The organism is Pseudarthrobacter defluvii, assembly GCF_030816725.1.
GTDB classification, from domain to species: Bacteria; Actinomycetota; Actinomycetes; order Actinomycetales; family Micrococcaceae; genus Arthrobacter; species Arthrobacter defluvii_A.
This window is the reverse complement of sequence record NZ_JAUSYG010000001.1, coordinates 2,001,436-2,021,303: the sequence shown is the minus strand read 5'-3', so window position 1 is coordinate 2,021,303 and position 19,868 is coordinate 2,001,436. Positions and strand designations below refer to the sequence as shown.

The 19,868-nt window shown below is 67.1% G+C and carries 15 protein-coding genes; 7 read left to right on the top strand and 8 right to left on the bottom strand.

Annotated elements, in window-relative coordinates; translation table 11 throughout:
* Window positions 1-33: 33 nt before the first annotated feature.
* Window positions 34-2,697, bottom strand: coding sequence for an aminopeptidase N (gene pepN, locus QF031_RS09455; RefSeq protein WP_307427064.1), 2,664 nt, complete (start codon window positions 2,695-2,697; stop codon window positions 34-36).
* Window positions 2,698-2,743: 46 nt separating this feature from the next.
* Window positions 2,744-3,802, bottom strand: coding sequence for a YeiH family protein (locus tag QF031_RS09450; protein WP_307427062.1), 1,059 nt, complete (start codon window positions 3,800-3,802; stop codon window positions 2,744-2,746).
* 114 nt (window positions 3,803-3,916) lie between these two features.
* Between QF031_RS09450 and QF031_RS09445 the strand changes: the two genes are divergently transcribed.
* The 3 genes from QF031_RS09445 to QF031_RS09435 all read left to right on the top strand — a co-directional run bounded on the left by QF031_RS09445 (window position 3,917) and on the right by QF031_RS09435 (window position 7,323).
* A complete protein-coding gene (locus tag QF031_RS09445) occupies window positions 3,917-5,473 on the top strand; it encodes a circularly permuted type 2 ATP-grasp protein (protein WP_307427059.1) in 1,557 nt (518 codons plus the stop codon).
* Between the two features lie 75 nt (window positions 5,474-5,548).
* Window positions 5,549-6,475, top strand: coding sequence for an alpha-E domain-containing protein (locus QF031_RS09440; protein ID WP_141160461.1), 927 nt, complete (start codon window positions 5,549-5,551; stop codon window positions 6,473-6,475).
* Window positions 6,472-7,323: a transglutaminase family protein gene (locus QF031_RS09435; protein WP_307427056.1), complete on the top strand. Its 852-nt coding sequence runs from the start codon at window positions 6,472-6,474 to the stop codon at window positions 7,321-7,323. The genes QF031_RS09440 and QF031_RS09435 overlap by 4 nt, the downstream gene beginning before the upstream one ends.
* Window positions 7,324-7,390: 67 nt before the next feature.
* On the opposite strand, the gene QF031_RS09430 is transcribed toward QF031_RS09435, so the two are convergent.
* The 3 genes from QF031_RS09430 to glgC form a co-directional block, all read right to left on the bottom strand.
* On the bottom strand, window positions 7,391-7,861 hold the full coding sequence (locus tag QF031_RS09430; protein ID WP_307427053.1) for a pyridoxamine 5'-phosphate oxidase family protein: 471 nt from the start codon (window positions 7,859-7,861) through the stop codon (window positions 7,391-7,393).
* Between the two features lie 18 nt (window positions 7,862-7,879).
* A complete protein-coding gene (locus tag QF031_RS09425; RefSeq protein WP_307427051.1) occupies window positions 7,880-9,331 on the bottom strand; it encodes an SDR family NAD(P)-dependent oxidoreductase in 1,452 nt (483 codons plus the stop codon).
* 87 nt (window positions 9,332-9,418) lie between these two features.
* Window positions 9,419-10,828, bottom strand: coding sequence for a glucose-1-phosphate adenylyltransferase (gene glgC, locus QF031_RS09420; RefSeq protein ID WP_307427048.1), 1,410 nt, complete (start codon window positions 10,826-10,828; stop codon window positions 9,419-9,421).
* 102 nt (window positions 10,829-10,930) lie between these two features.
* Between glgC and glgA the strand changes: the two genes are divergently transcribed.
* Window positions 10,931-12,133: a glycogen synthase gene (gene glgA / locus QF031_RS09415; RefSeq protein ID WP_307427046.1), complete on the top strand. Its 1,203-nt coding sequence runs from the start codon at window positions 10,931-10,933 to the stop codon at window positions 12,131-12,133.
* A 134-nt stretch (window positions 12,134-12,267) separates the two neighbouring features.
* Here glgA and QF031_RS09410 read toward each other — a convergent pair whose 3' ends face one another.
* Both QF031_RS09410 and QF031_RS09405 read right to left on the bottom strand, forming a co-directional pair.
* Window positions 12,268-14,382, bottom strand: coding sequence for an acyl-CoA dehydrogenase family protein (locus QF031_RS09410; RefSeq protein ID WP_307427044.1), 2,115 nt, complete (start codon window positions 14,380-14,382; stop codon window positions 12,268-12,270).
* 1 nt (window position 14,383) lies between these two features.
* Window positions 14,384-15,154, bottom strand: coding sequence for a TetR/AcrR family transcriptional regulator (locus QF031_RS09405; RefSeq protein ID WP_370874499.1), 771 nt, complete (start codon window positions 15,152-15,154; stop codon window positions 14,384-14,386).
* 19 nt (window positions 15,155-15,173) lie between these two features.
* Here QF031_RS09405 and QF031_RS09400 point away from each other — a divergent pair, with 19 nt between their 5' ends.
* Genes QF031_RS09400 through QF031_RS09390 form a run of 3 tightly spaced genes read left to right on the top strand, consistent with a single transcriptional unit; the run spans window position 15,174 to window position 18,786 of the window.
* On the top strand, window positions 15,174-16,529 hold the full coding sequence (locus QF031_RS09400; RefSeq protein ID WP_307427039.1) for an acetyl-CoA C-acetyltransferase: 1,356 nt from the start codon (window positions 15,174-15,176) through the stop codon (window positions 16,527-16,529).
* 8 nt (window positions 16,530-16,537) lie between these two features.
* Window positions 16,538-17,878: a 3-oxoacyl-ACP reductase gene (locus tag QF031_RS09395; RefSeq protein ID WP_307427037.1), complete on the top strand. Its 1,341-nt coding sequence runs from the start codon at window positions 16,538-16,540 to the stop codon at window positions 17,876-17,878.
* Window positions 17,875-18,786: a MaoC family dehydratase gene (locus QF031_RS09390; protein WP_307427035.1), complete on the top strand. Its 912-nt coding sequence runs from the start codon at window positions 17,875-17,877 to the stop codon at window positions 18,784-18,786. Before QF031_RS09395 ends, QF031_RS09390 begins: the two co-directional genes overlap by 4 nt.
* A 21-nt stretch (window positions 18,787-18,807) precedes the next feature.
* Here QF031_RS09390 and QF031_RS09385 read toward each other — a convergent pair whose 3' ends face one another.
* Entirely contained in the window at window positions 18,808-19,860 is a 1,053-nt protein-coding gene (locus QF031_RS09385) for an FUSC family protein (RefSeq protein WP_307427032.1), read from the bottom strand.
* Window positions 19,861-19,868: the final 8 nt, after the last annotated feature.

Below are 19,868 nucleotides of genomic sequence, written 5' to 3'. Positions count from 1 at the left end.
CGACCACTTGACTTTCCAGCCTGAAAACGGCAGCTACTCAGCAACCGATGAGTGGTGGGGAACGACGGCGGCCTGTGCGGTGAGTGCGCGCAGCAGGTGGCTGCGCTGCTCGGTGATGATCCGGCGCAGGGCGTGCGGCGCGTCCGGGTTGGCGGCCAGCCAGTCATCGGTCCGCCGGACAACGGGGTGCTCTTCGGGCCGGGTGCCTGCTGCCATGTCCTGCGCACCAGGGTAGAAGCCGCGGACGATCCGGCTGGCGATTTCAATGCTGCGCGATTCCCAGACCGTCCGGAGGCACTCAAAGTAGGGTTCCACGTAGGGTTCCAGAAGCGCCGGCGGAGCGGTGGTGAAGCCGCTGATGGTGGCCGTGAGGAGCTGGTTGGAGAGCTCGGTCCCGTCGACGGCGGCCTTCCACGCTGCTGCCTTGAGGTCCGGGTCCGGCCGGGACGCCATGGCAGTGGCGTGCCCCGCACGGCCGGAGGCGGTAGTGTCGCGGGCCAATTCGGCGTCCAGCTCGGACGCGGAAGCCTGTCCGTTTGCCGCCAGGGCATGCCACAGGTGCCAACGGAGTTCGGCGTCCACCACCAGGCCCTTAACGGGCGAGCTGCCGTCCAGCAGGCCGCGCAACCGGGGGAGCAGGGCACCGTCATGCCTGCTCAGTGTCGCGACGGTGCGGGCCCAGGCAAGCTGCTGGTCCGAGCCGCCCGTGGCGTGCTCCAGTTGGGCCGCGGCAGCAGCCAGGAAGGCTGAACGCAGACCGTCCCTCCCGGCCGCCGGGGTGTAGCGCTCGACGGCGGTGGTTGCGTTGTCCAGGATGTTCAGCAGGACGCCGATGCCCGTCTCAGCCGGGGCGAAGGCGGTCACGGCGTCAACGTACAGCGACGCGGGCGTTTCGCCGTCCCGGGCGGAGTTCCACAGCGCAGTCCAGCACAGGGCCCGGGCCATGGGGTCTGCAATCCTGTCCAGGGAGGAACGGACAGTCGCCTCGGAGGCCGGGTCCAGCCGCACCTTGGCGTACGTCAGGTCGTCATCGTTGACCAGCAGGAGCGCCGGCCGCGGCTGCCCGGCGAGCTGGGGGAGTTCCGTCCGGGCACCTGCCACGTCGGTTTCGAAGGTTCCGGTCCGCACCAGGGCACCAGCTGCGTCGAAGTTGTAGGAACCGACCCGGAGGCGGTGCGGGCGCAGCTCCTCCCGTCCCGTCACCGGGTCCGTGGCCTCCTGGACGATCACCACGCCGCCGAGCACGCCGTCGTCGTCCGCTGCCGCGCCCTCCTGGGCAGCGTCCGGGGCGTTGAATTCCAAAGACAGCGTGGAAATTCCCGAGGTCTGCAGCCACTGCCGCGCCCAGCCGGACAGCTCGCGCCCCGAGGCCGCATCCAGGGCCGCCAGGAGATCGGCCAGCGAGGTGTTCCCGTAGGCGTGCTTCCGGAAGTACTCCCGGGAGCCGGCGATGAAGGCGTCAAAGCCCACATAGGCCACCAGCTGCTTGAGGACCGAGGCGCCCTTGGCGTAGGTGATGCCGTCGAAGTTCTGCTTGGCCGCCTCAAGGTCCGGAACATCCGCAACGATGGGGTGGGTGGTGGGAAGCTGGTCCTGGACGTAGGCCCAGGCCTTGCGCTTGTTGGCGAAGTTCACCCAGGCGGTGTCCCAGTCCGTGGCGCTGTCAACGCCAAGCGTTCCCATGTAGTCGGCGAACGATTCCTTGAGCCACAGGTCGTCCCACCACTGCATGGTCACCAGGTCGCCGAACCACATGTGCGCCATCTCGTGCAGCAGGGTATTGGCCCGGCCCTGGTACTGGGCGTCCGTGGCGCGGGAGGTGAAGACGTAGCTCTCGGTGAAGGTGACCAGCCCCGGGTTCTCCATGGCGCCCAGGTTGTACTCGGGGACGAAGGCCTGATCGTACTTGCCCCAGGGGTAGGGGAAGTCGAAGAGCCGGTTGAAGAAGTCCAGGCCCTTCTTGGTCAGGCCGAAGAGATGGTCCGTGTCAAAGGATTCCGCCATGGAAGCACGGCAGTAGAGGGCCAGCGGGACGTCAAGGCCGGTGCCGTCCTCCAGTGTTGCCTGCCAGCGGTCCTCGGCTTTGAAGTAGGGCCCTGCCAGGACGGTGGTGATGTAGGTGGACATGGGCAGGGTGGTGGCGAAGTCCCAGCATGCGGTGGCCGGATCGCTGGTGAGCAGGGTGCGGTTCACCTCGGCGCCGTTGGAGGCCACCTGCCAGTCCGCCGGAGCCGTGACATGGAAGGTGTAGGTTGCCTTGAGGTCGGGCTGTTCAAAGTTGGCGAAAACCCGGCGCGCATCGGCGGGTTCGTACTGGGTGTACAGGTAGCACTGGCCGTCGGCCGGGTCCACGAACCGGTGCATGCCCTCACCCGAGCGGCTGTACAGAGCTGTGCCAATGACGGTCACCTGGTTCTCGGCGCGCAGGTTGTCCAGCCTGATCCGTGGGCCGTCCACCACGTCCTCCACCCGCAGGCCCTTGCCGTTGAGGATGACGCTGTGCACACTGCTGCCGATGAAGTCCAGGAACGTCCCGGCGCCGGGTTCGGCCGTGAAGGTGATGATGCTGCGGCTCGTGTAGCCCCGGACCGCCGGGTCCGCTGCCTGCCGCACGTCCAGGGAGACGTCGTAGCTGGTGGTGCTGATCAGGGCTGAACGTTCGGCAGCTTCGCGGCGCTGCAGATTCTCATGTGACACCCCGCTATCTAATCACGGCCTTCCCGGGCCGGCTCAGCCCGGTGGCTCAGCCGGCAATGAGGAACGCAGCGCCCAGGCCCAGCGCGGCGATCAGGAACCAGGACACCAGGGCTGCCAGGAGCGCCCGGCCGCCTGTGTGGAGGAGGCTGCGGATCCGCACCGCCGAGCCCAGCCCGAACAGTGCGGCGCCCAGCAGGATGTCCTGCAGGACAGCGCCCGCCTCAAGCAAGCCTTCAGCGAGCCATCCTGTAGAGCGCAGCGCCACCATGGCCACGAAGCCCACCACGAACAGCGGCACCACCGGCGGCATTTTCGATGTGGTGCCGTTGGCAGCACCAATGGACCGCGCAACCTTTCGGTGGTGTGCGCCCGCCACTGCCGCCACAGGCGCCAGGAGCAGCACACGGGTGAGCTTGACGACGACGGCGATCGCCAGGGCGGCGGTCCCGGCGGTCTGCGCCGTGGCCACCACCTGCCCCACGTCGTGCACGGACGCGCCGGTCCAGGCGCCGAACACGGCGGCCGTCAGCCCCAGGGAATGGGCGAGGAGGGGCAGGACGCCGATGGCGAGCGTTCCGCAGAGGGTCACCAAGGCCACCGGCAGGACGGTTTCAGCGTGCCGGATGCGGCGGACGGCGGCCATGGCGCCGATGGCGGAGGCACCGCAGATGGAGAACCCGGTGGCCACCAGGAGCGACGTAACCGGCGGGAGGCGGAAGAGTCGCGATATGGCGTAGGTCCCGGCGAAACTGGCCGCCACCACCGCCAGGATCAGCAGCAATGCCCGCCAGCCCAGGCCCAGGACGTCCATGACGCTTACCTTCAGGCCCAGGAGGACGATCCCGCCGCGCATCAGGTGCTTGCCGGCAAAGTCCAGCCCGGGGCGGGCCCGGCCTTCACTCCACCCGGCAGCGCCGGGAAGATTGGCGGCGAGCACGCCCAGCACCACAGCCAGGGTCATCGCGGGCAGTGCGGGCAACAGTCCATGCACCAGGAACGCCGCGGCGACGGCGGCTGCGGCGGTCAGCAGGCCCGGAACCAGCCGCGCCAGGAGGGGCTTGAAATTGCCTTGGCCCGGCGTCGGGAAGCTTCTGCTGACTGGCACTCACCTACTGTGCCCGAAGAGGCCAGTAAAGTACGAACCGGGCCGAGCGCGCCAACACGCCACAATGGATGGCAGTAAATGAATTCGAAACAAAAAGATGGTTGGCTATTGGACATGTCAGACCTATTCCAGGATTACTCCGAGGCCGCGGGCCGCACCGGAGCGTACGACGAGATGTTCGCCCCCGGGCAACAGGCCAGGGACTCGTACGGGCAGGTGGCGGAGGCACTCCGGAAGCTCTCCCTGGCGGACGTCAGCGCACGCGCGGACTCCATGGCCCGCACCTTCCTGGACCGCGGCGTCACGTTCGACTACGCGGGCGAGGAACGCCCCTTTCCGCTCGACATCGTGCCCCGGGTCATCCCCGCGGCCGAATGGGATGTCCTTGAACGCGGCGTCGCCCAGCGCGTGCGGGCCCTGGAAGCCTTCCTGAACGACGTCTACGACAAGATGACCGTGGTCTCCGACGGCGTCATCCCCCGCCAGCTGGTGACCACAAGCGCGCACTTCCACCGGCAGGTCCACGGGTTCGAGCCGGCGGGCGGTGTCCGGGTGCACATCTCCGGCATCGACGTGGTGCGCGACGCCGCCGGCACGTTCCGCGTCCTGGAGGACAACGTCCGGGTGCCCTCCGGCGTCAGCTACGTGCTGGAAAACAGGCGTGCCATGGCCAAGGGCCTGCCCGAAGCCTTCGGCCAGCAACTCATCCGGCCCGTGGAGGAATACCCGCGGCGGCTGCTCTCTGCACTGCGCAAAACCGCACCGGCCGGCGTCGACGATCCGACCGTCGTCGTCCTCACCCCGGGCGTGTTCAACAGTGCCTACTTTGAGCACACCCTCCTGGCCGGCCTGATGGGCGTGGAACTCGTGGAGGGCCGCGACCTGATTTGCCGTGGCAACCGCGTGTACATGCGCACCACGGCCGGCGAGCAGCGGGTGGACGTCATCTACAAGCGCATTGACGACGACTTCCTGGACCCGCTGCAGTTCCGCTCCGACTCCATGCTCGGCTGCCCGGGCCTGGTCAACGCGGCCCGCGCCGGCGGCGTAACGATCGCCAACGCAGTGGGCAATGGCGTAGCCGACGACAAACTGGTTTACAGTTACGTCCCTGACCTGATCCGCTACTACCTCAGCGAGGAGCCCATCATCGCCAACGTGGACACCTACCGTCTCGAGGAGAAGGAAGCCCGGGAGTACACCCTGGACAACCTCGCGGAACTGGTGGTCAAACCCGTGGACGGCTCCGGCGGCAAGGGCCTGGTCATCGGCCCCGACGCCTCCAGGGACGAACTGGACGCCCTCCGCCAACGGATCATCGCCGACCCCCGCGGCTGGATCGCCCAGCCGGTCCTGCAGCTCTCCACCGTTCCCACCCTGGGCGGCGACAAGTTCGGCCCCCGGCACGTGGACCTGCGTCCCTTCGCGGTGAACGACGGCGACAACGTCTGGGTGCTCCCGGGCGGCCTGACCCGCGTGGCCCTCAAGGAGGGGTCCCTGATCGTCAACTCCAGCCAGGGCGGTGGATCCAAGGACACCTGGGTCCTTGCCGACTCACCCCAGATGCCCGTGGAAACCATTCCACGCCAGTCCGTCACGGTCCGTGAACGCGTCTCGGTGTGGCCCGTGGAAAGCAACTGGCGCGACCGCCAGTCGGAGCAGCAGCAGTGAGCCGGGCACTCGGACACGTGGCCGCCGTCGGGCGTTTCTTTTTGACCATTCCGGGCGTGCAGGAGGTAGCCGCGAATGCTTAGCCGTATTGCCGAGTCTCTTTTTTGGATCGGCCGCTACGTGGAGCGGGCGGACGGAACCGCCCGCATCCTGGACGTCCACCTGGAGCGCCTGAACCACCTCCCCATGGAGGAGCGGAAGAGCGTGGCCCAGGAGCTCCTGGCTGTCATGGGCGCCAAGCCGCAAAGCGAGGATTTCGGCCTGCCGGAACTGCTCCATGCGCTGGCGTATGACAAGACCAGTGCCACGTCCATTGCCGGTTCGTTGGGTGCTGCCCGCGAGAACGCCCGCCGCGCACGCGAGACCGTGTCCTCGGGGCTGTGGGAGAGCCTGAACACCACCTACTACGGGCTGAGCCAGCACCGCAAGGACGTGGTGGGCACCTACCGGTTCTGCAACTGGACCCTCGAGCGCACGGCCATGGTCAGCGGCCTGGCCGACACCACGGTGAGCCACGACGAAAGCTGGCTGTTCCTGGTCCTGGGCCGTTCGCTGGAACGCGCAGACATGACGGCCCGGATGCTCTCCACCCGCGACGTGCTGTCCGCCGGCATGTCCTGGGTCAACATGCTGCGCTGCGCCGGCGCGTACGAATCCTTCCTCCGTACCCGCCGCGCGGCATTCGGTGACCAGCATGCCGCCGAGTTCCTGCTCCTGGACCGCCTCTTCCCGCGGTCCATCGTGTATGCGCTCCGCGACGCCGACGAGTGCCTGGCCAAGCTGGACCCGTCGGCGCAGCGGGTGGGCTTCATCAACGACGCCCGCCGCATCGTGGGGCAGGCCCGGACCTTCCTGGAGTTCCACCGGACGGATGACCTCATGTCCGAACTGCCCGAGCATATGGAGCGGGTGCAGAAGGCAGTGTCCCAAGCCTCGGACGCCATTTCCCGTAAGTACTTCAATCAGGCGGACGAACTTGCCTGGGTGGGAGAAGTGTCATGACCCGGTTGAGCATCGTCCACAGGACGGCCTACAAGTACAACAAGCGGGTGACCCTGTCCTACAACGAGGCCCGGATGACCCCGCTGACGGACTCGCAGCAGGTTGTCCTGGAGTCCGTGGTGAAGGTGGCGCCGTCGCAGGCGGCGGTGAGCACGTACCGCGACTACTGGGGGACCCGGGTCACGGCCTTCGACATGCAGATGCCGCATGAGAGCCTGGAGGTGGTCTCCAATATCACGGTGGAGGTACACCGGGCGGAAAAGATCCCCGCTGAAGCGGACATTGCCGGCTGGGAGGACCTAAGGGCCCCGGAAACGCTCGACGCCTTCAGCGACTGGCTGCCGCAGTCCCGGCTGAGCGGCCCGGGTGACGAAGTGCTGGGCATCATCCCGGACGTCGTGGCCGGGAAGAACCCGCACGAGGCAGCGATGGCGGTCTTTGCCTGGATGCGCGGGGAGATGACCTACATGTCCGGCTCAACCGCCGTCACCACCAACGCGGAAGAGGCCTGGGGCCAGCGCCAGGGGGTGTGCCAGGACCTGGCCCACCTGGCCATCGGCGCCCTGCGGAGCTGTGGTATCCCGGCGCGCTACGTCTCCGGCTACCTGCACCCGCGCTCCAGCGCCGGCATCGGCGAGACCGTCGCCGGGCAGTCGCACGCCTGGCTGGAATGGTGGGATGGCGACTGGCGCAGCTGGGACCCCACCAACCACAAGCCTGCAGGCGACTTCCACGTCACCGTGGCCAGGGGCCGCGATTACCGGGACGTGCCGCCGCTGAAGGGCATCCTGTCCGGCGGCGGCGGGTCCGCGCTCAAGGTGAGCGTGGAAATCACCCAGCTCGCCTGAAACAGCCCGTTCCCCGGCCTCCGTGGCCGGGGAACGCGCCGTCGGCCTGTTCTTTGATGCCGGCGGCCTATTCCGGCGCTGTCCTGGCCGAACTGCTGATCTGGGTCCACCACGTCATCGGGTCGGTGACCTTGAAGCGGCGGCCCGTGATCGAGTCCGGGGTGATGCGGACAAACGCGTCTTTCCGCCCTGCCTGCCACGGGAAGAGGTACAGGCGGGAGGTTTCCAGCACGTCCTCCGTGCTCTTGACCAGGGCGGCGGTGCCCTTGATCACCACGCTCCACGCCAAGCCCGTGTCGGGGTCGACTCCGTCAGCCTCCACAGCCACCGCGGCCTCGCCGCCGGTGGCTGCGGACAGCTTGGTTCCCTGGGCTGTCCGGAAGACCAGCGTGCCGCCGTCCACCGTGTAGTTGACCGGGAAGATATCCGGACGCCCATCCGCCAGCACCGCCAGCCTGCCCACGGAGACTGTCCGCAGCAGTGCCCAGCATTCGTGGTGTTCGAGTTTCTGCACTTGGGGGGATGGCTCGTTGCTCATGCCGTGAGCATACAACTTTCACCAGGGGCTGGGCTTGTAATCCTTCAGGAAGACGCCGTACTGGTCCTCGCCCTTCTCGCCCATGACGATCGGATCGTAGACCCGGGCCGCGCCGTCCACCAGGTCCAGGGGCGCGTGGAAGCCTTCCTCCATCAGCCGGACCTTGGTGAAGTGCGGACGTTCGTCGGTGATCCAGCCCGTGTCCACGGCCGTCATCAGGATGCCGTCCGTGTCCAGCATCTCCTGGGCGCTGGTGCGCGTCATCATGTTCAGCGCGGCCTTGGCCATGTTGGTGTGCGGGTGCCCAGGGCCCTTGTAGGCGCGGGAGAACTGCCCCTCCATGGCGGAGACGTTCACAATGTACTTCCGCCGTGCCGTGGAGCGCCTCATGGCGTCCCGGAGGCGGCTGACCAGCAGGAACGGCGCCGTGACGTTGCAGAGCTGCACCTCGAGCATTTCGAGGGGGTCCACCTCGTCCACCACCTGCGTCCAGCTGTTGATGCCGGCCAGGTCGGGAACCAGCCCGCCGGCGTCGATCGCTGTTCCGGAGGCGATCCGTTCCAGCGAAGCGGAACCGGTGGACAGCGCCAGGGAGGTGATGGCATCCCCGGCGAGGACCGGATGCTCCGTGACGCTGCCGGCCAGCGCCAGCGGGTGCTTGTCATGGGCATGGCCGAAGGTCAGCAGCTCCGGACCGCCGTTGGCCGGCTCCAGCGCCGCCGGAAGCGGCTCGTCCTCGGCGTCCACCAGCGGCTTGTAGGCGTTGCCTGATCGGCGCACGGTCTGGGCGGCGTTGTTGATGATGATGTCCAGCGGGCCGGCCTGGTCGAGTGAATCGGTCAGGGCCATCACTTGGGCAGGATCGCGCAGGTCGATGCCCACGATGCGCAGCCGGTGCAGCCACTCGCCGCTGTCTTCCATGGCCGCGAAACGGCGGGCCGCATCCTTGGGGAACCGGGTGGTGATGGTGGTGTGCGCCCCATCCCGCAGCAACCGCAGGGCGATGTACATCCCGATCTTCGCCCGGCCGCCGGTCAGCAGCGCCCGACGCCCGGTCAGGTCGGTCCGGGCGTCGCGCTTGCCGTGGCTGAACGCAGCGCATTCCGGGCACAGCTGGTGGTAGAAAGCGTCCACCTGCGTGTAGTGCTGCTTACAGATGTAGCAGGGGCGGGACCGGAGAAGGTGGCCCGCGACCTTGCCGGTGACGGAAGGTGCCAGCTTGTTCCCGCGGGTCTCGTCATCGATCCGGTCCGGCGCAGCGGTGGCGGTCTGGGCGATGACGGCGCGGTCGGCTTCGGCGATCGAGTCGCGCTTGGTGACCCTGCGGTGGCGCTTGACGGCCTTGAACATCTTTCCGGTGGCGCGGCGCACCGAGATGTAGTCCGGATGCTCCTCGTCGTACGCGTGGATGGTGTTCAGGACCTTGAGGCAGGCCTGGATGTCCTCAGGGGTCAGATCGGGGGAGCTCATTGGGACAATTTTACCGCGTACGCCGCAGGCCGGGGCACCACCAGTGGTGCCCCGGCCTGCGGGTACTTGATCTGCTGTTGACCTTGGTCAGGAGACCCTGGCGCTGGGAGCGGCCTCCGCTGCTGCGGCGGCGTGCGTGCCCGCCACCTTGTCCACGGTCTCGCGGACATCGGGGTACTGCTCCGCGGCCGCCTTCACGGCACTGGGCAGCTCTCCCAGGTGCCGTGCGGCGAGCTGGCGTTCTTCGTCCGTGGGCTCCGGGACTTCCTGGCCTTTGGAGAGGACAGTGATGCCGGATTCGGTGACTTTGAAGCCGCGTGCACGGTCAAGGTCGGGGTCCAGCCCGATGGCGGCACCGGCGGGGACCTTGACGTTCTTGTCAAGGATGGCGCGTTTGATCACGGCCCCTTCGCCCACCTGCACCTTGTCCATCAGGACCGAGTCGATGACCCGGCTGCTGGTGGCCACGTAGACGTCGTTGGACAGCACCGAGCCTTCCACCACGCCGCCGGAGATCACTACTCCGTTGGCAACGATGGAGTCGAGGGCCGTTCCCACGGTGTTGTTCTTGCCCCGGACGAACTTGGCCGGCGGCGAGATGCTCTGCCGCGTGTAGATGGGCCACTCGGAGTTGTAGAGGTTGAAGACCGGCAGCGGGGAGATGAGGTCCATGTGGGCGTCATAGAAAGAGTCGATGGTGCCTACGTCGCGCCAGTAGGTGCGGTCGCGCTCCGTGGAGCCGGGGATGTCGTTGAGCGTGAAGTCGTAGACGCCCGCCTCCCCGCGGTTGACGAAGTAGGGAATAATGTCCCCGCCCATGTCGTGCTTGGTGTCCAGGCGCTCGGCGTCCACGTGCAGCGCTGCCACCAGGGCGTCGGCGTTGAAGACGTAGTTGCCCATGGAGGCAAGGAACTGTGAGGGGTCGGCTGCAAGCCCGGGGGTGCTCGAGGGCTTCTCCACGAAGGCTGCGATCTTCTGCGGATCGTTCTGGTCGACTTCGATGACACCGAACTGGTCGGCCATGTGCAGCGGCTGGCGGACGGCCGCCACGGTGGCTTTGGCCCCGCTGAGCACGTGCTGTTCCACCATCTGGGCGAAGTCCATCCGGTACACGTGGTCCGCGCCAACAACGACGACGATGTCGGGGTTGGCGTCGTGGATCAGGTTCAGGGACTGGTAAATGGCATTGGCGCTGCCCAGGAACCAGCTCTTGCCCACGCGCTGCTGTGCGGGAACAGAGGCGACATAGTTCCCCAGTTGGGTGGACATCCGCCACGCTTCGGATATATGCCGGTCGAGGCTGTGGGACTTGTATTGCGTGAGGACCACGATTTGCAGGTAGCGCGAATTCACCAGGTTGGAAATGGCGAAATCGATGAGGCGGTAACTGCCGGCAAACGGCACGGCGGGCTTGGCCCGGTCTGCCGTCAATGGCATCAATCTGTTTCCCTCGCCGCCTGCGAGGACAATGGCCAGGACTTTTTTGGTCAACGGCATAATGGTCGCTCCTGTACGCCTTCGTAACTCCCCAAGACAGTCCGGTAGGCCCGGACTCCTTCACACTAGAACAGTTATCCGTGAACGACTACCTTGGGTCTTGTGCGAATAGACATTGTGACTAAAGAGTTCCCGCCGGAGATCTACGGTGGCGCCGGGGTGCATGTAGCCGAATTGAGCAGGGTGCTTAGTAAGCACGTTGACCTGCAGGTTCGTGCGTTCGGGGCTCCCCGTGATGCCGACTACCACGGCGCCACGGTAACGTCCTACCAGGTCCCCGAGGACCTCGGCGGGGCCAACGCGGCAGTCCAGACCCTCGGCGTGGACCTGCGCATTGTGCCAGATGTGCAAGGCGCGGACGTGGTCCACTCGCATACCTGGTACGCCAACATGGCCGGACACCTGGCCTCCCTGCTGCACGGAATCCCGCACGTACTCAGCGCCCACAGCCTTGAACCGCTGCGGCCCTGGAAGGCCGAGCAGCTGGGCGGTGGCTACGCCCTTTCCTCCTGGGTGGAGAAGACGGCTTACGAAGCCGCTGCCGCGATCATCGCCGTGTCCGAGGGCATGCGCCAGGACATCCTGCGCAGCTACCCCGACGTGGACCCTGCAAAGGTCCGGGTGGTGCACAACGGCATCGACGTGGAGCTTTGGCAGCGTGACGAGAACGACGACGCCGTCCGCGCCCTGGGCATCGACCCCGCCAAGCCGAGCGTGGTCTTTGTGGGAAGAAACACACGCCAGAAGGGCGTCCCCTACCTTCTGCGGGCGGCAGCGAAACTGCCTGCCGACGTCCAGCTGGTCCTGTGCCTGGGCGCGGCGGACACACCGGAACTCGCGGCGGAAACCGCCGCACTGATTGAGGACCTCCAGAAGCAGCGCACGGGGGTGGTGCTCATCGAGCGGATGCTGCCGCGCCACGAGCTCATCCAGGTGCTCAGCCATGCCACCGCCTTCGCGTGCCCCTCCATTTACGAGCCGCTGGGCATCGTCAACCTTGAAGCCATGGCCTGCGGGGCGGCGGTGGTGGCGAGCGCCACCGGCGGTATCCCCGAGGTGGTTGAGCACGGCCGCACCGGCCTGCTGGTGGACCTGGAGCAGGTCACGGACGGCACCGGCACCCCCCTGGACCCGGAAAAGTTCGTCAAGGAGTTCGCGGCGGCCCTCACCGAAGTGGTCTCCGATCCGGACCGTGCCCGCACGATGGGCCGGGCCGGCCGGGAGCGGGCTGAACAGCATTTCTCCTGGGAGTCCATCACGGAGACAACCCTCGAGGTGTACCGCTCGGTGCTGCCCGCCAGCTGAGCGCACCGCCGGTACCTCCAGCGACAGTACAACCAACGACGGCGCCGCTTCCCTTGGCAGGGGAGCGGCGCCGTCGTTATTCCCGGGCTGTGTGACTCCCAGGCGTGGTGGTCGGGACGTGGCAGTCCTGCTGGTCAGCCCTTTTGGGCCGCCGCCGTCCTGGCGATCAGGACTTTTTCATCCACCGGCGCCTGCCCGCTGGCCCGTTGACTCCGGAAATGGGCACGGGCCTCGTCCTGCCTCTCCTTTTCCGCGCCGGTGGCGATCGCGGCCCGGACGTGGTCCTCGCCGTATCCGAAGGCTTCCACCAGGTCCAGGGCGTGCGGGCGGATCTTCTCCAGCAGCCGGTTGATGTACCCGCCCACGGTGCGTGCCCGCTGCATGGAGAGACGCCCGTTCATGAGGTACCAGGACAGGTTCTTCTCGATCAGCGAGAGGCCGAACAGGTCGCGCAGCCAGGTCAGCACCGTCCGGGTGCCCGGGTCCGCTACCTGCCGCAGGGCGTCGGTGAAGGCCTCCCACTGCAGCAGCTCGGCATGGGCCTGGGCGGCGTCGATGAGCTCGTTCTGGTGCCGGTTGAACAGGGCGGCGCCCTTGTCCTGCGGAAGGCGCTTGCTGCCCTTCAGTGCGGCGCCTGCCTCGGCCACCATGGTCTGCACCCGGTCCGTGAGGAGGGCACGCTGGCCTTCCTCGTCCCGCAGCGCCAACGCGGCCTTCTGGACCGATCCGGTGTCCGCCACGAACTGGGCCATCTGGCGCAGGCCCGTGCGGTGGACGGCAGCACCCGCTGCCTGGTTCACCACGTAGCGGGCCAGGACCCCGAAATCAACGTTTCGGAACTCCCTGGCGTAATCAGCCAGCAGCCGCTTGGCCACCAGCTGGAGCAGCACGGTGTTGTCGCCCTCGAACGTGGCATACACATCCAGGTCGGCGCGAAGTGAGGCGAACCGGTTTTCGATCAGGAAGCCGGCGCCGCCGCAGGCTTCCCGGCATTCCTGGAGCGTGTCCAGTGCGTGCCAGGTGCTCAGCGGCTTCAGAGCCGCAGCCAGGGTTTCCAGGTCCTGGCGGTCTGCGTCGGTGTCGTGGGCGCCGGAGAAGACGTCGTCGAACTTCTCCAGGAGCTGCTCATGCGCAAACGCGGCGGCGTAGGTGGTGGCCAGCCGGGTGAAGAGCCGCCGCTGGTGGCGCTGGTAGTCGAGCAGGACTTCCTCGTCGGTGTGGGAGGAGGCATTGAACTGGCGGCGCTCGGTGGCGTACTGGATGGCTGCCTTCAGGGCAACCTTCGAGGCGGCAACGGCGGCGCCGTCCAGGGACACCCGGCCCTGGACGAGGGTTCCCAGCATGGTGAAGAAGCGCCGCCCGGGGCTGGCGATGGGGGAGGTGTACGTTCCGTCGGCGTCAACGTTGCCGTAGCGGTTCAGGAGGTTGGTCCTGGGAATGCGGACGTTGCTGAAGTGCAGGCGGCCGTTGTCGATGCCGTTCAGGCCGCCCTTGATGCCGTCGTCCTCGCCGCCGATGCCGCGCAGGAACTCCTTGGTCTGAGGGTCCCGCAGGTCCACGTAGAAGGCATGGACTCCATGGTTGACGCCGCGGGTGACCAGCTGTGCAAACACGACGGCGCCCAGGCCGTCATTGGCGGCGTTGCCGATGTAGTCCTTCCAGGCAGCCCGGAAGGGGGTGTGGATGACGAACTCTTCGGTGTCGGGATCGTACGTGGCGGTGGTGGCGATGCTGGCCACGTCCGAGCCGTGGCCGGTTTCAGTCATGGCGAAGCAGCCGGGGATGTCAAGGTTCATGATTCCCGGCAGCCACTTGGCGTGGTGCTCAGCCGTTCCCAGGTGCATCACCGCGGAACCGAAGAGCCCCCACTGGACTCCGGCCTTGATCTGGAGCGACGGGTCGGCCACGACCAGTTCCTCGAATCCGGCAATGTTTCCGCCGTGGTCATCCGAGCCGCCTACGTCCGACGGGAAGGCGCGGTGCACGGCTTCGTTGTCCACCAGGTATTTGAGCTGGCCGAACACCCGCTCACGGTGGTCCGTGTGGGTCAGGCCCTCCACCTTGTGCAGTTCCGGCCTGGCAGCGAGTTCCCTCGCCTGGAGCCGGACATCGGCCCACTTGCCCAGGAGTTGCCGGCCCAGCGCCTCGACGTCGACGGCGGGTGCGGGGCTTTTGCCCGGGGTGGCAGGGGAGGAAGCGGCTGCAGGGCGAAGGCCCTTGCCGGCGGGGCGGTCCACTACATCAGTCATGTCACAGTCCTTCTTTGGCGGATAACTTGGTGGTCGGTGAAGCGGGGATGAGCTCAGGGGCTATGCCCACGCACAGCCACGCTGTGATGTGGCGGGCCATGGCCTCCTGGGTCGGCTTGGTGGGGGAGTCGGGAGTGCTGAGCCATTGTTCGCCGGCATTCCGGACAAGGCCGATGGCGGCTTTGGGCCAGTACCCGATGACGGCTTCCCCAACGCCGCCGAGGTGCGAGCGCATCGGTTTGGCGATCATGTCCGCGATGGCGTCGAAGAAGTGCCCCAGCGGTCCGCCGGAGGCCGCAGGATGGGCAGGGCCGGCCTGGTCGGCGGGGGCGTAACTGGTGACGAACGCGTAGACGTTGGGGCTGGTGTCCGCCATTTGCAGATAGGCCGACACCATCGCAAGCAACCCTTCACGGGGTGTGACAGCGCTTTGTGCAGCTTCCTGGATCCGGTGCTGCATCTGGCTCAGGACCACTTCGCCCACAGCCTGCTGCAGCCCGGCCTTGTCCCCGAAGTAACGGTAAAAGACCGACTTGGAGGTCCCGGCCGCACTGGCGATGTCCTCCATGGATGCGTCGCTGCCAAGCGCATGCACTGCCCGGCGGGCCTGCTTAATGAGCTCCCTGCGCCGTTCCTCACGGTGGGTCTGCCAGCGCGAGGAACGCCCATCGGAGCTTGCGCTTTGCTGAAGCTCAATGGAAGGAGGGAGGGTTGTGTCCTGAAAGTTCACGATACCCAGCGTATCAGGTACGCTGGGTATCGGTAACCGCATGTGACCCGAGGAGCCTTCAATGTCCATAGACGGACAGTCCACCCCCGCGCCTGATGGATCAGTTTCAGCCACCGTCCCGGCAACCCGCAGGGCGGTGATCGTCGGCGGCAACAGGATTCCCTTCGCCCGTGCCGGCGGCGCCTATGCAAAGTCGTCCAACCAGGACATGCTGACCGCTGCCCTGGACGGCCTGATTGCACGCTTCGGACTTCAGGACGAGCGGATCGGCCAGGTGGCCGCTGGCGCGGTGCTCAAGCATTCCAAAGACTTCAACCTCACCAGGGAAGCCGTACTGGGTTCGGCACTCTCTGCCGAGACCCCCGTGTACGACCTCCAGCAGGCCTGTGCCACAGGCCTTGAAACGGTGGTGGGACTGGCGAACAAGATCAAGCTGGGGCAGATCGATTCCGGCATCGCCGGCGGCGTTGATTCGGCCTCCGATGCCCCCGTGGTTGTGAGCGAAGGGCTTCGCGAGGTGATCCTGGACCTCCACCGGGCCAAGACACTTCCCCAGCGGCTGCAGATCCTGAGCCGGCTGCGGCCGAAGGACCTGGCGCCGCTGGCCCCAGGCACGGCAGAGCCGCGCACGGGCCTGACCATGGGGGAGCACCAGGCCCTTACCACTGCACAGTGGAAGATCTCCCGGGAGGCCCAGGACGAACTGGCACTGAACAGCCACCACAACCTTGCCGCCGCCTACGAGGCGGGGTTTTTCGATGACCTGATGACCCCCTACCGCGGCCTGACGCGCGACGCGAACCTTCGCGCGGACACCTCCAAGGAGAAGCTGGCTGCCCTGAAGCCGGTCTTTGGGCGCAACCTCGGTGCAGATGCCACCATGACCGCCGGCAACTCAACCCCGCTGACGGACGGTGCCTCCACGGTGCTGCTGGCGTCCGACGCATGGGCAGATGCACGCGACCTGCCCAAGCTGGCGGCCGTGGTTGACGCGGAGGCCGCTGCCGTGGACTTCGTGCACGGCAAGGACGGCCTGCTGATGGCCCCCGTGTTCGCTGTGCCGCGGCTCCTGGCCCGGCAAAACCTGACGCTGGCAGACTTTGACTACTTCGAAATCCACGAGGCCTTTGCCGCCACCGTCCTCAGCACGCTGGCTGCCTGGGAAGACGAGGAGTTCGGCCGCAGCCGGCTGGGCCTGGACGGTGCGTTCGGCAGCATTGACCGGTCCCGACTCAACGTCAACGGCTCGTCGCTGGCGGCAGGCCACCCCTTCGCCGCAACCGGCGGCCGCATCGTTGGCGCGCTCGCCAAGATGCTCCACGCCAAGGCGGCGTCCACGGGTCGTCCCGCCCGGGGCCTGGTGTCCGTTTGCGCAGCCGGCGGCCAGGGCGTCGTCGCTATTCTGGAATCCCTGTAGGAGGCGGCATGGCAGATACATACACGCAACTGGTCAACAGCGGCCTGGGCCGCAACCTTGCAAAGAAGCTCGGCCTGCCGCAGCCCGCTGTCCTGCGCCGCTATCAGCCCGGCCAGCCGCTGGTGGCGGGTCCCGTCGTCGTGGTGGGGGATACTGCGGGGGCGGACAAACTTGCCGCCGAACTGCTGTCCTGGGACCTTGACGTCAGGCGGCACGCCGTCCCGGCCGAGAAGCTGGGCGCCATCATCCTGGTCCTTGACGAGCTGGAGCACCCGGCGGACCTGGAAAAGCCCGTACTGGCGGCGGCAGGTTCACTCCGCGACCTTCGGGCCGGCGGCCGGATCATCACGCTGTCACGTCCTGCCGCGGAAGCGACATCACCCGAAGCCGCAGCAGCACGGCAGGGTGTGGATGGCTTCCTGCGGTCCCTTGCGAAGGAGCTGCGGGCCGGGGCAACGGGAAACGGGGTACTCCTTGCAGATGGAACCACGCCCACCAGCGCCAGCGCCCTCGGTGCCATCACGTTCTTCCTCTCCGCGCGCTCGGCATTCGTGGACGGCCAATTCCTGGCGGTCTCAACTGAGGACGGCAGCCTGCCCGCCGATCCGGAACGGCCTTTGGCAGGCAAGGTGGCCGTCGTCACCGGCGCTGCCCGCGGCATCGGAGCCGAAATCGCCCGTACCATGCACCGCGACGGAGCCTCCCTGGTCCTGGTTGACATTCCTGCCGCAGGGGACCAGCTGGCCTCGGTGGCCAACGAGGTTCGGGGCACCGCCCTGCAGCTGGACATCACCGGCGCCGACGCGGGGCGGCGGATCCTGGACCACGCGGTGCAGCGGCACGGACGGCTGGACATCGTGGTGCACAACGCCGGCGTCACGCGGGACAAGCTGCTGGCCAACATGGACCAGGCGCGGTGGAACTCCGTCATCAACATCAACATCGCTGCGCAACTCCGGATCAACGAGGCACTGCTGGAGTCCGGGCACCTGGGGCCAACACCGCGCATCGTTTCAGTTGCCTCCACCAGCGGAATCGCCGGAAACAGGGGGCAGACCAACTACGCCGCGTCCAAGGCCGGGGTGATGGGGATGGTCCGGGCTTCCGCTCCGCTGTTCGCCTCCCGCGGCGGCACCATCAACGCCGTGGCCCCCGGGTTCATCGAAACCGAGATGACGGCCCGGATTCCCCTTGCCGTGCGCGAAGTGGCACGGCGGCTGAACTCGCTCCAGCAGGGCGGCCTTCCCTCCGACGTTGCTGAGACCATCGCGTTCCTGGCCAGCGACGCCGCGGGCGGCATCAATGGGGAGGTGCTGCGGGTGTGTGGGCAGAACCTGGTGGGGGCATGACTCTGCAACAAGCGGTGGTCCTGGCTGAGATGCCGTCCCTGTCCAAGCTCTATGTCAATGCCGCCGCGCAAGCAGCGCGGCGCAGGCTCCTTGGTGCCCACGACTCCGCAGTCCTTCCGGCTGAAACCCACGAAGTCAAGGGCGTCACCGTGGAGGTGGAGAACCTCACTGCCTACCAGCACCTGATCGGTGAAACGGCCAGTGACGTCCTGCCTGCCGGTTTCATCCACGCCATCGCGTTCCCGCTGGCCATGAGCGTCATGAACCGCGATGACTTCCCGCTTCCCCTGCTGGGCATGATCCATTTGCGCAACAGCGTGGAGCAAAGGGCGCCGTTGGTCTTCACCGACGTCCTGGACATGAGTGCCAGGGTGGAAAACCTCCGCGGCCACCGTGCAGGAACCCAAGTGGACGTTGTAGCGGAGGTGCGGTGCGCCGGCTCGGCCGATGTGCACTGGCGCGGGGTGTCCACGTACCTGGCCAAGGGCGTGTTCCTACCGGGCATCGACAAGCCCACTGCCGTCCCGCCAAAAGCGGATTTCACGGCTCCCGACCCGACCGCCCTGTGGCACCTGGGCGTGGATACGGGGCGTGCGTATGCAGCGGTCTCGGGGGACTTCAACCCCATCCACCTCAGCGTGCTCTCGGCCAAGGCCCTGGGGATGCGGCGATCGATAGCGCATGGCATGTACCTCGCGTCCCGTGCGCTCGCAGATGTGGGCCCGGCCCGGGGCGAGTCCTTTACCTGGGACGTGGACTTCGAGGCACCCGTCTTCCTGCCGTCCCGGGTCGCCTTGGAGATCGGGACCGAACAGAGCGGTTCCGGGGCGTGGAAGCACTCCAGTTTTGTCGCATGGAGTCCGCGCTCGGGGCGGCGCCATTTCACCGGGAGTGTCTCAGCGCTTTAGCTCCTGCCACGGTCTCCGGCCCTAGTCTTTTGGCCGGACCGCGCGCAGGATCCGGTGGAGGCTGAGCAGGACCGATTCCGAGGCAGGGACTGTCCCCTGTTCTGCCGGCGTCTGGGCGGTGGCGGCCATGCAGGCTTCCACCGCCGCCCGGGCAGCATCGTAGCGGTCCTTCCACTCCTGGGCGTCACCGTCGGTGTCCGTGGACACCAGTTCTCCTGTGGCGGTAACGGCGTCTGCCAGCGGTTCACTGTCGTGCAGGGGAATCTCGTAGGGCACGTCGTCCTCCCAGATCACATCGGACAGCACATCCGTCATGTCCTGGATATGGAAGGTGACCCGTTCCAGGTCCCGCAGGTCCCGGTAGTCCCGGTCCATGTCGCGCGGGTGCAGCTTCCGCCGGGGGTTGGCGCGCCGGCTGGCGTCCGCTTCCTTGACCAAATGACGCACTGAACGGGCCGCTTCCGCCAGTTCGTCCGATCTGCGCGACCAGTCCTCGTGCTCGGGGGGCCATTTTTCCTTCAGCGCGGCTCCCATGTCCGTCAGCTGCCGGCCAAGGGCGAGCCGCAGGTCAGCAAGGCTGGATGCGGCGGCGTTGAGGTGCAGCGGAGGAAAGATCAGGAAATTCACCGCGATCCCGACCGCCACGCCCGCCGCCATCTGCACCAGGTAGCCATAGGAGAAATCTTCGGCGTTGCTGCCGCCCACCAGCAGTACCAGGAGCGCCGCGGTGGGGATCCAGTCACTGCCTGAGCCGATGCCCGGCAAGCCGCCCAGCAGGACGCCCACCCCCATGAACAGGGCGACCGTCAGTGGCGAGGGTTCGCTGATGCTTACCAGGACGAAGGCAAGGCCGATCCCCATCGCCAGCCCCGCCAGCGCCTGCGCCCCCTGCTTCACGGACCCGGCAACATTGTGATACATGGCCACCAGGGCGCCCAGCGGAGCGTAGTACGCGTAGTGCGAGGCGGCGCCAGGCATGAGGGGTGCGATGGCGAACGCCAGCCCCGCGGCTATCGCCGCTTTCCCTGCCAGTTGCAGCCGCTGTGCCGCGAAGGCAGCAGAAAGCCCCGCCACTGATTGTC

Bases quoted from the DNA above. Each gene is read 5' to 3' on its own strand.
- QF031_RS09445 (WP_307427059.1), top strand. From the start codon at position 3,917: ATGTCAGACCTATTCCAGGATTACTCCGAGGCCGCGGGCCGCACCGGA.
- QF031_RS09440 (WP_141160461.1), top strand. From the start codon at position 5,549: ATGCTTAGCCGTATTGCCGAGTCTCTTTTTTGGATCGGCCGCTACGTG.
- QF031_RS09435 (WP_307427056.1), top strand. From the start codon at position 6,472: ATGACCCGGTTGAGCATCGTCCACAGGACGGCCTACAAGTACAACAAG.
- QF031_RS09430 (WP_307427053.1), bottom strand. From the start codon at position 7,861: ATGAGCAACGAGCCATCCCCCCAAGTGCAGAAACTCGAACACCACGAA.
- QF031_RS09425 (WP_307427051.1), bottom strand. From the start codon at position 9,331: ATGAGCTCCCCCGATCTGACCCCTGAGGACATCCAGGCCTGCCTCAAG.
- glgC (WP_307427048.1), bottom strand. From the start codon at position 10,828: ATGCCGTTGACCAAAAAAGTCCTGGCCATTGTCCTCGCAGGCGGCGAG.
- QF031_RS09410 (WP_307427044.1), bottom strand. From the start codon at position 14,382: ATGACTGATGTAGTGGACCGCCCCGCCGGCAAGGGCCTTCGCCCTGCA.
- QF031_RS09405 (WP_370874499.1), bottom strand. From the start codon at position 15,154: ATGCGGTTACCGATACCCAGCGTACCTGATACGCTGGGTATCGTGAAC.
- QF031_RS09400 (WP_307427039.1), top strand. From the start codon at position 15,174: ATGTCCATAGACGGACAGTCCACCCCCGCGCCTGATGGATCAGTTTCA.
- QF031_RS09395 (WP_307427037.1), top strand. From the start codon at position 16,538: ATGGCAGATACATACACGCAACTGGTCAACAGCGGCCTGGGCCGCAAC.
- QF031_RS09390 (WP_307427035.1), top strand. From the start codon at position 17,875: ATGACTCTGCAACAAGCGGTGGTCCTGGCTGAGATGCCGTCCCTGTCC.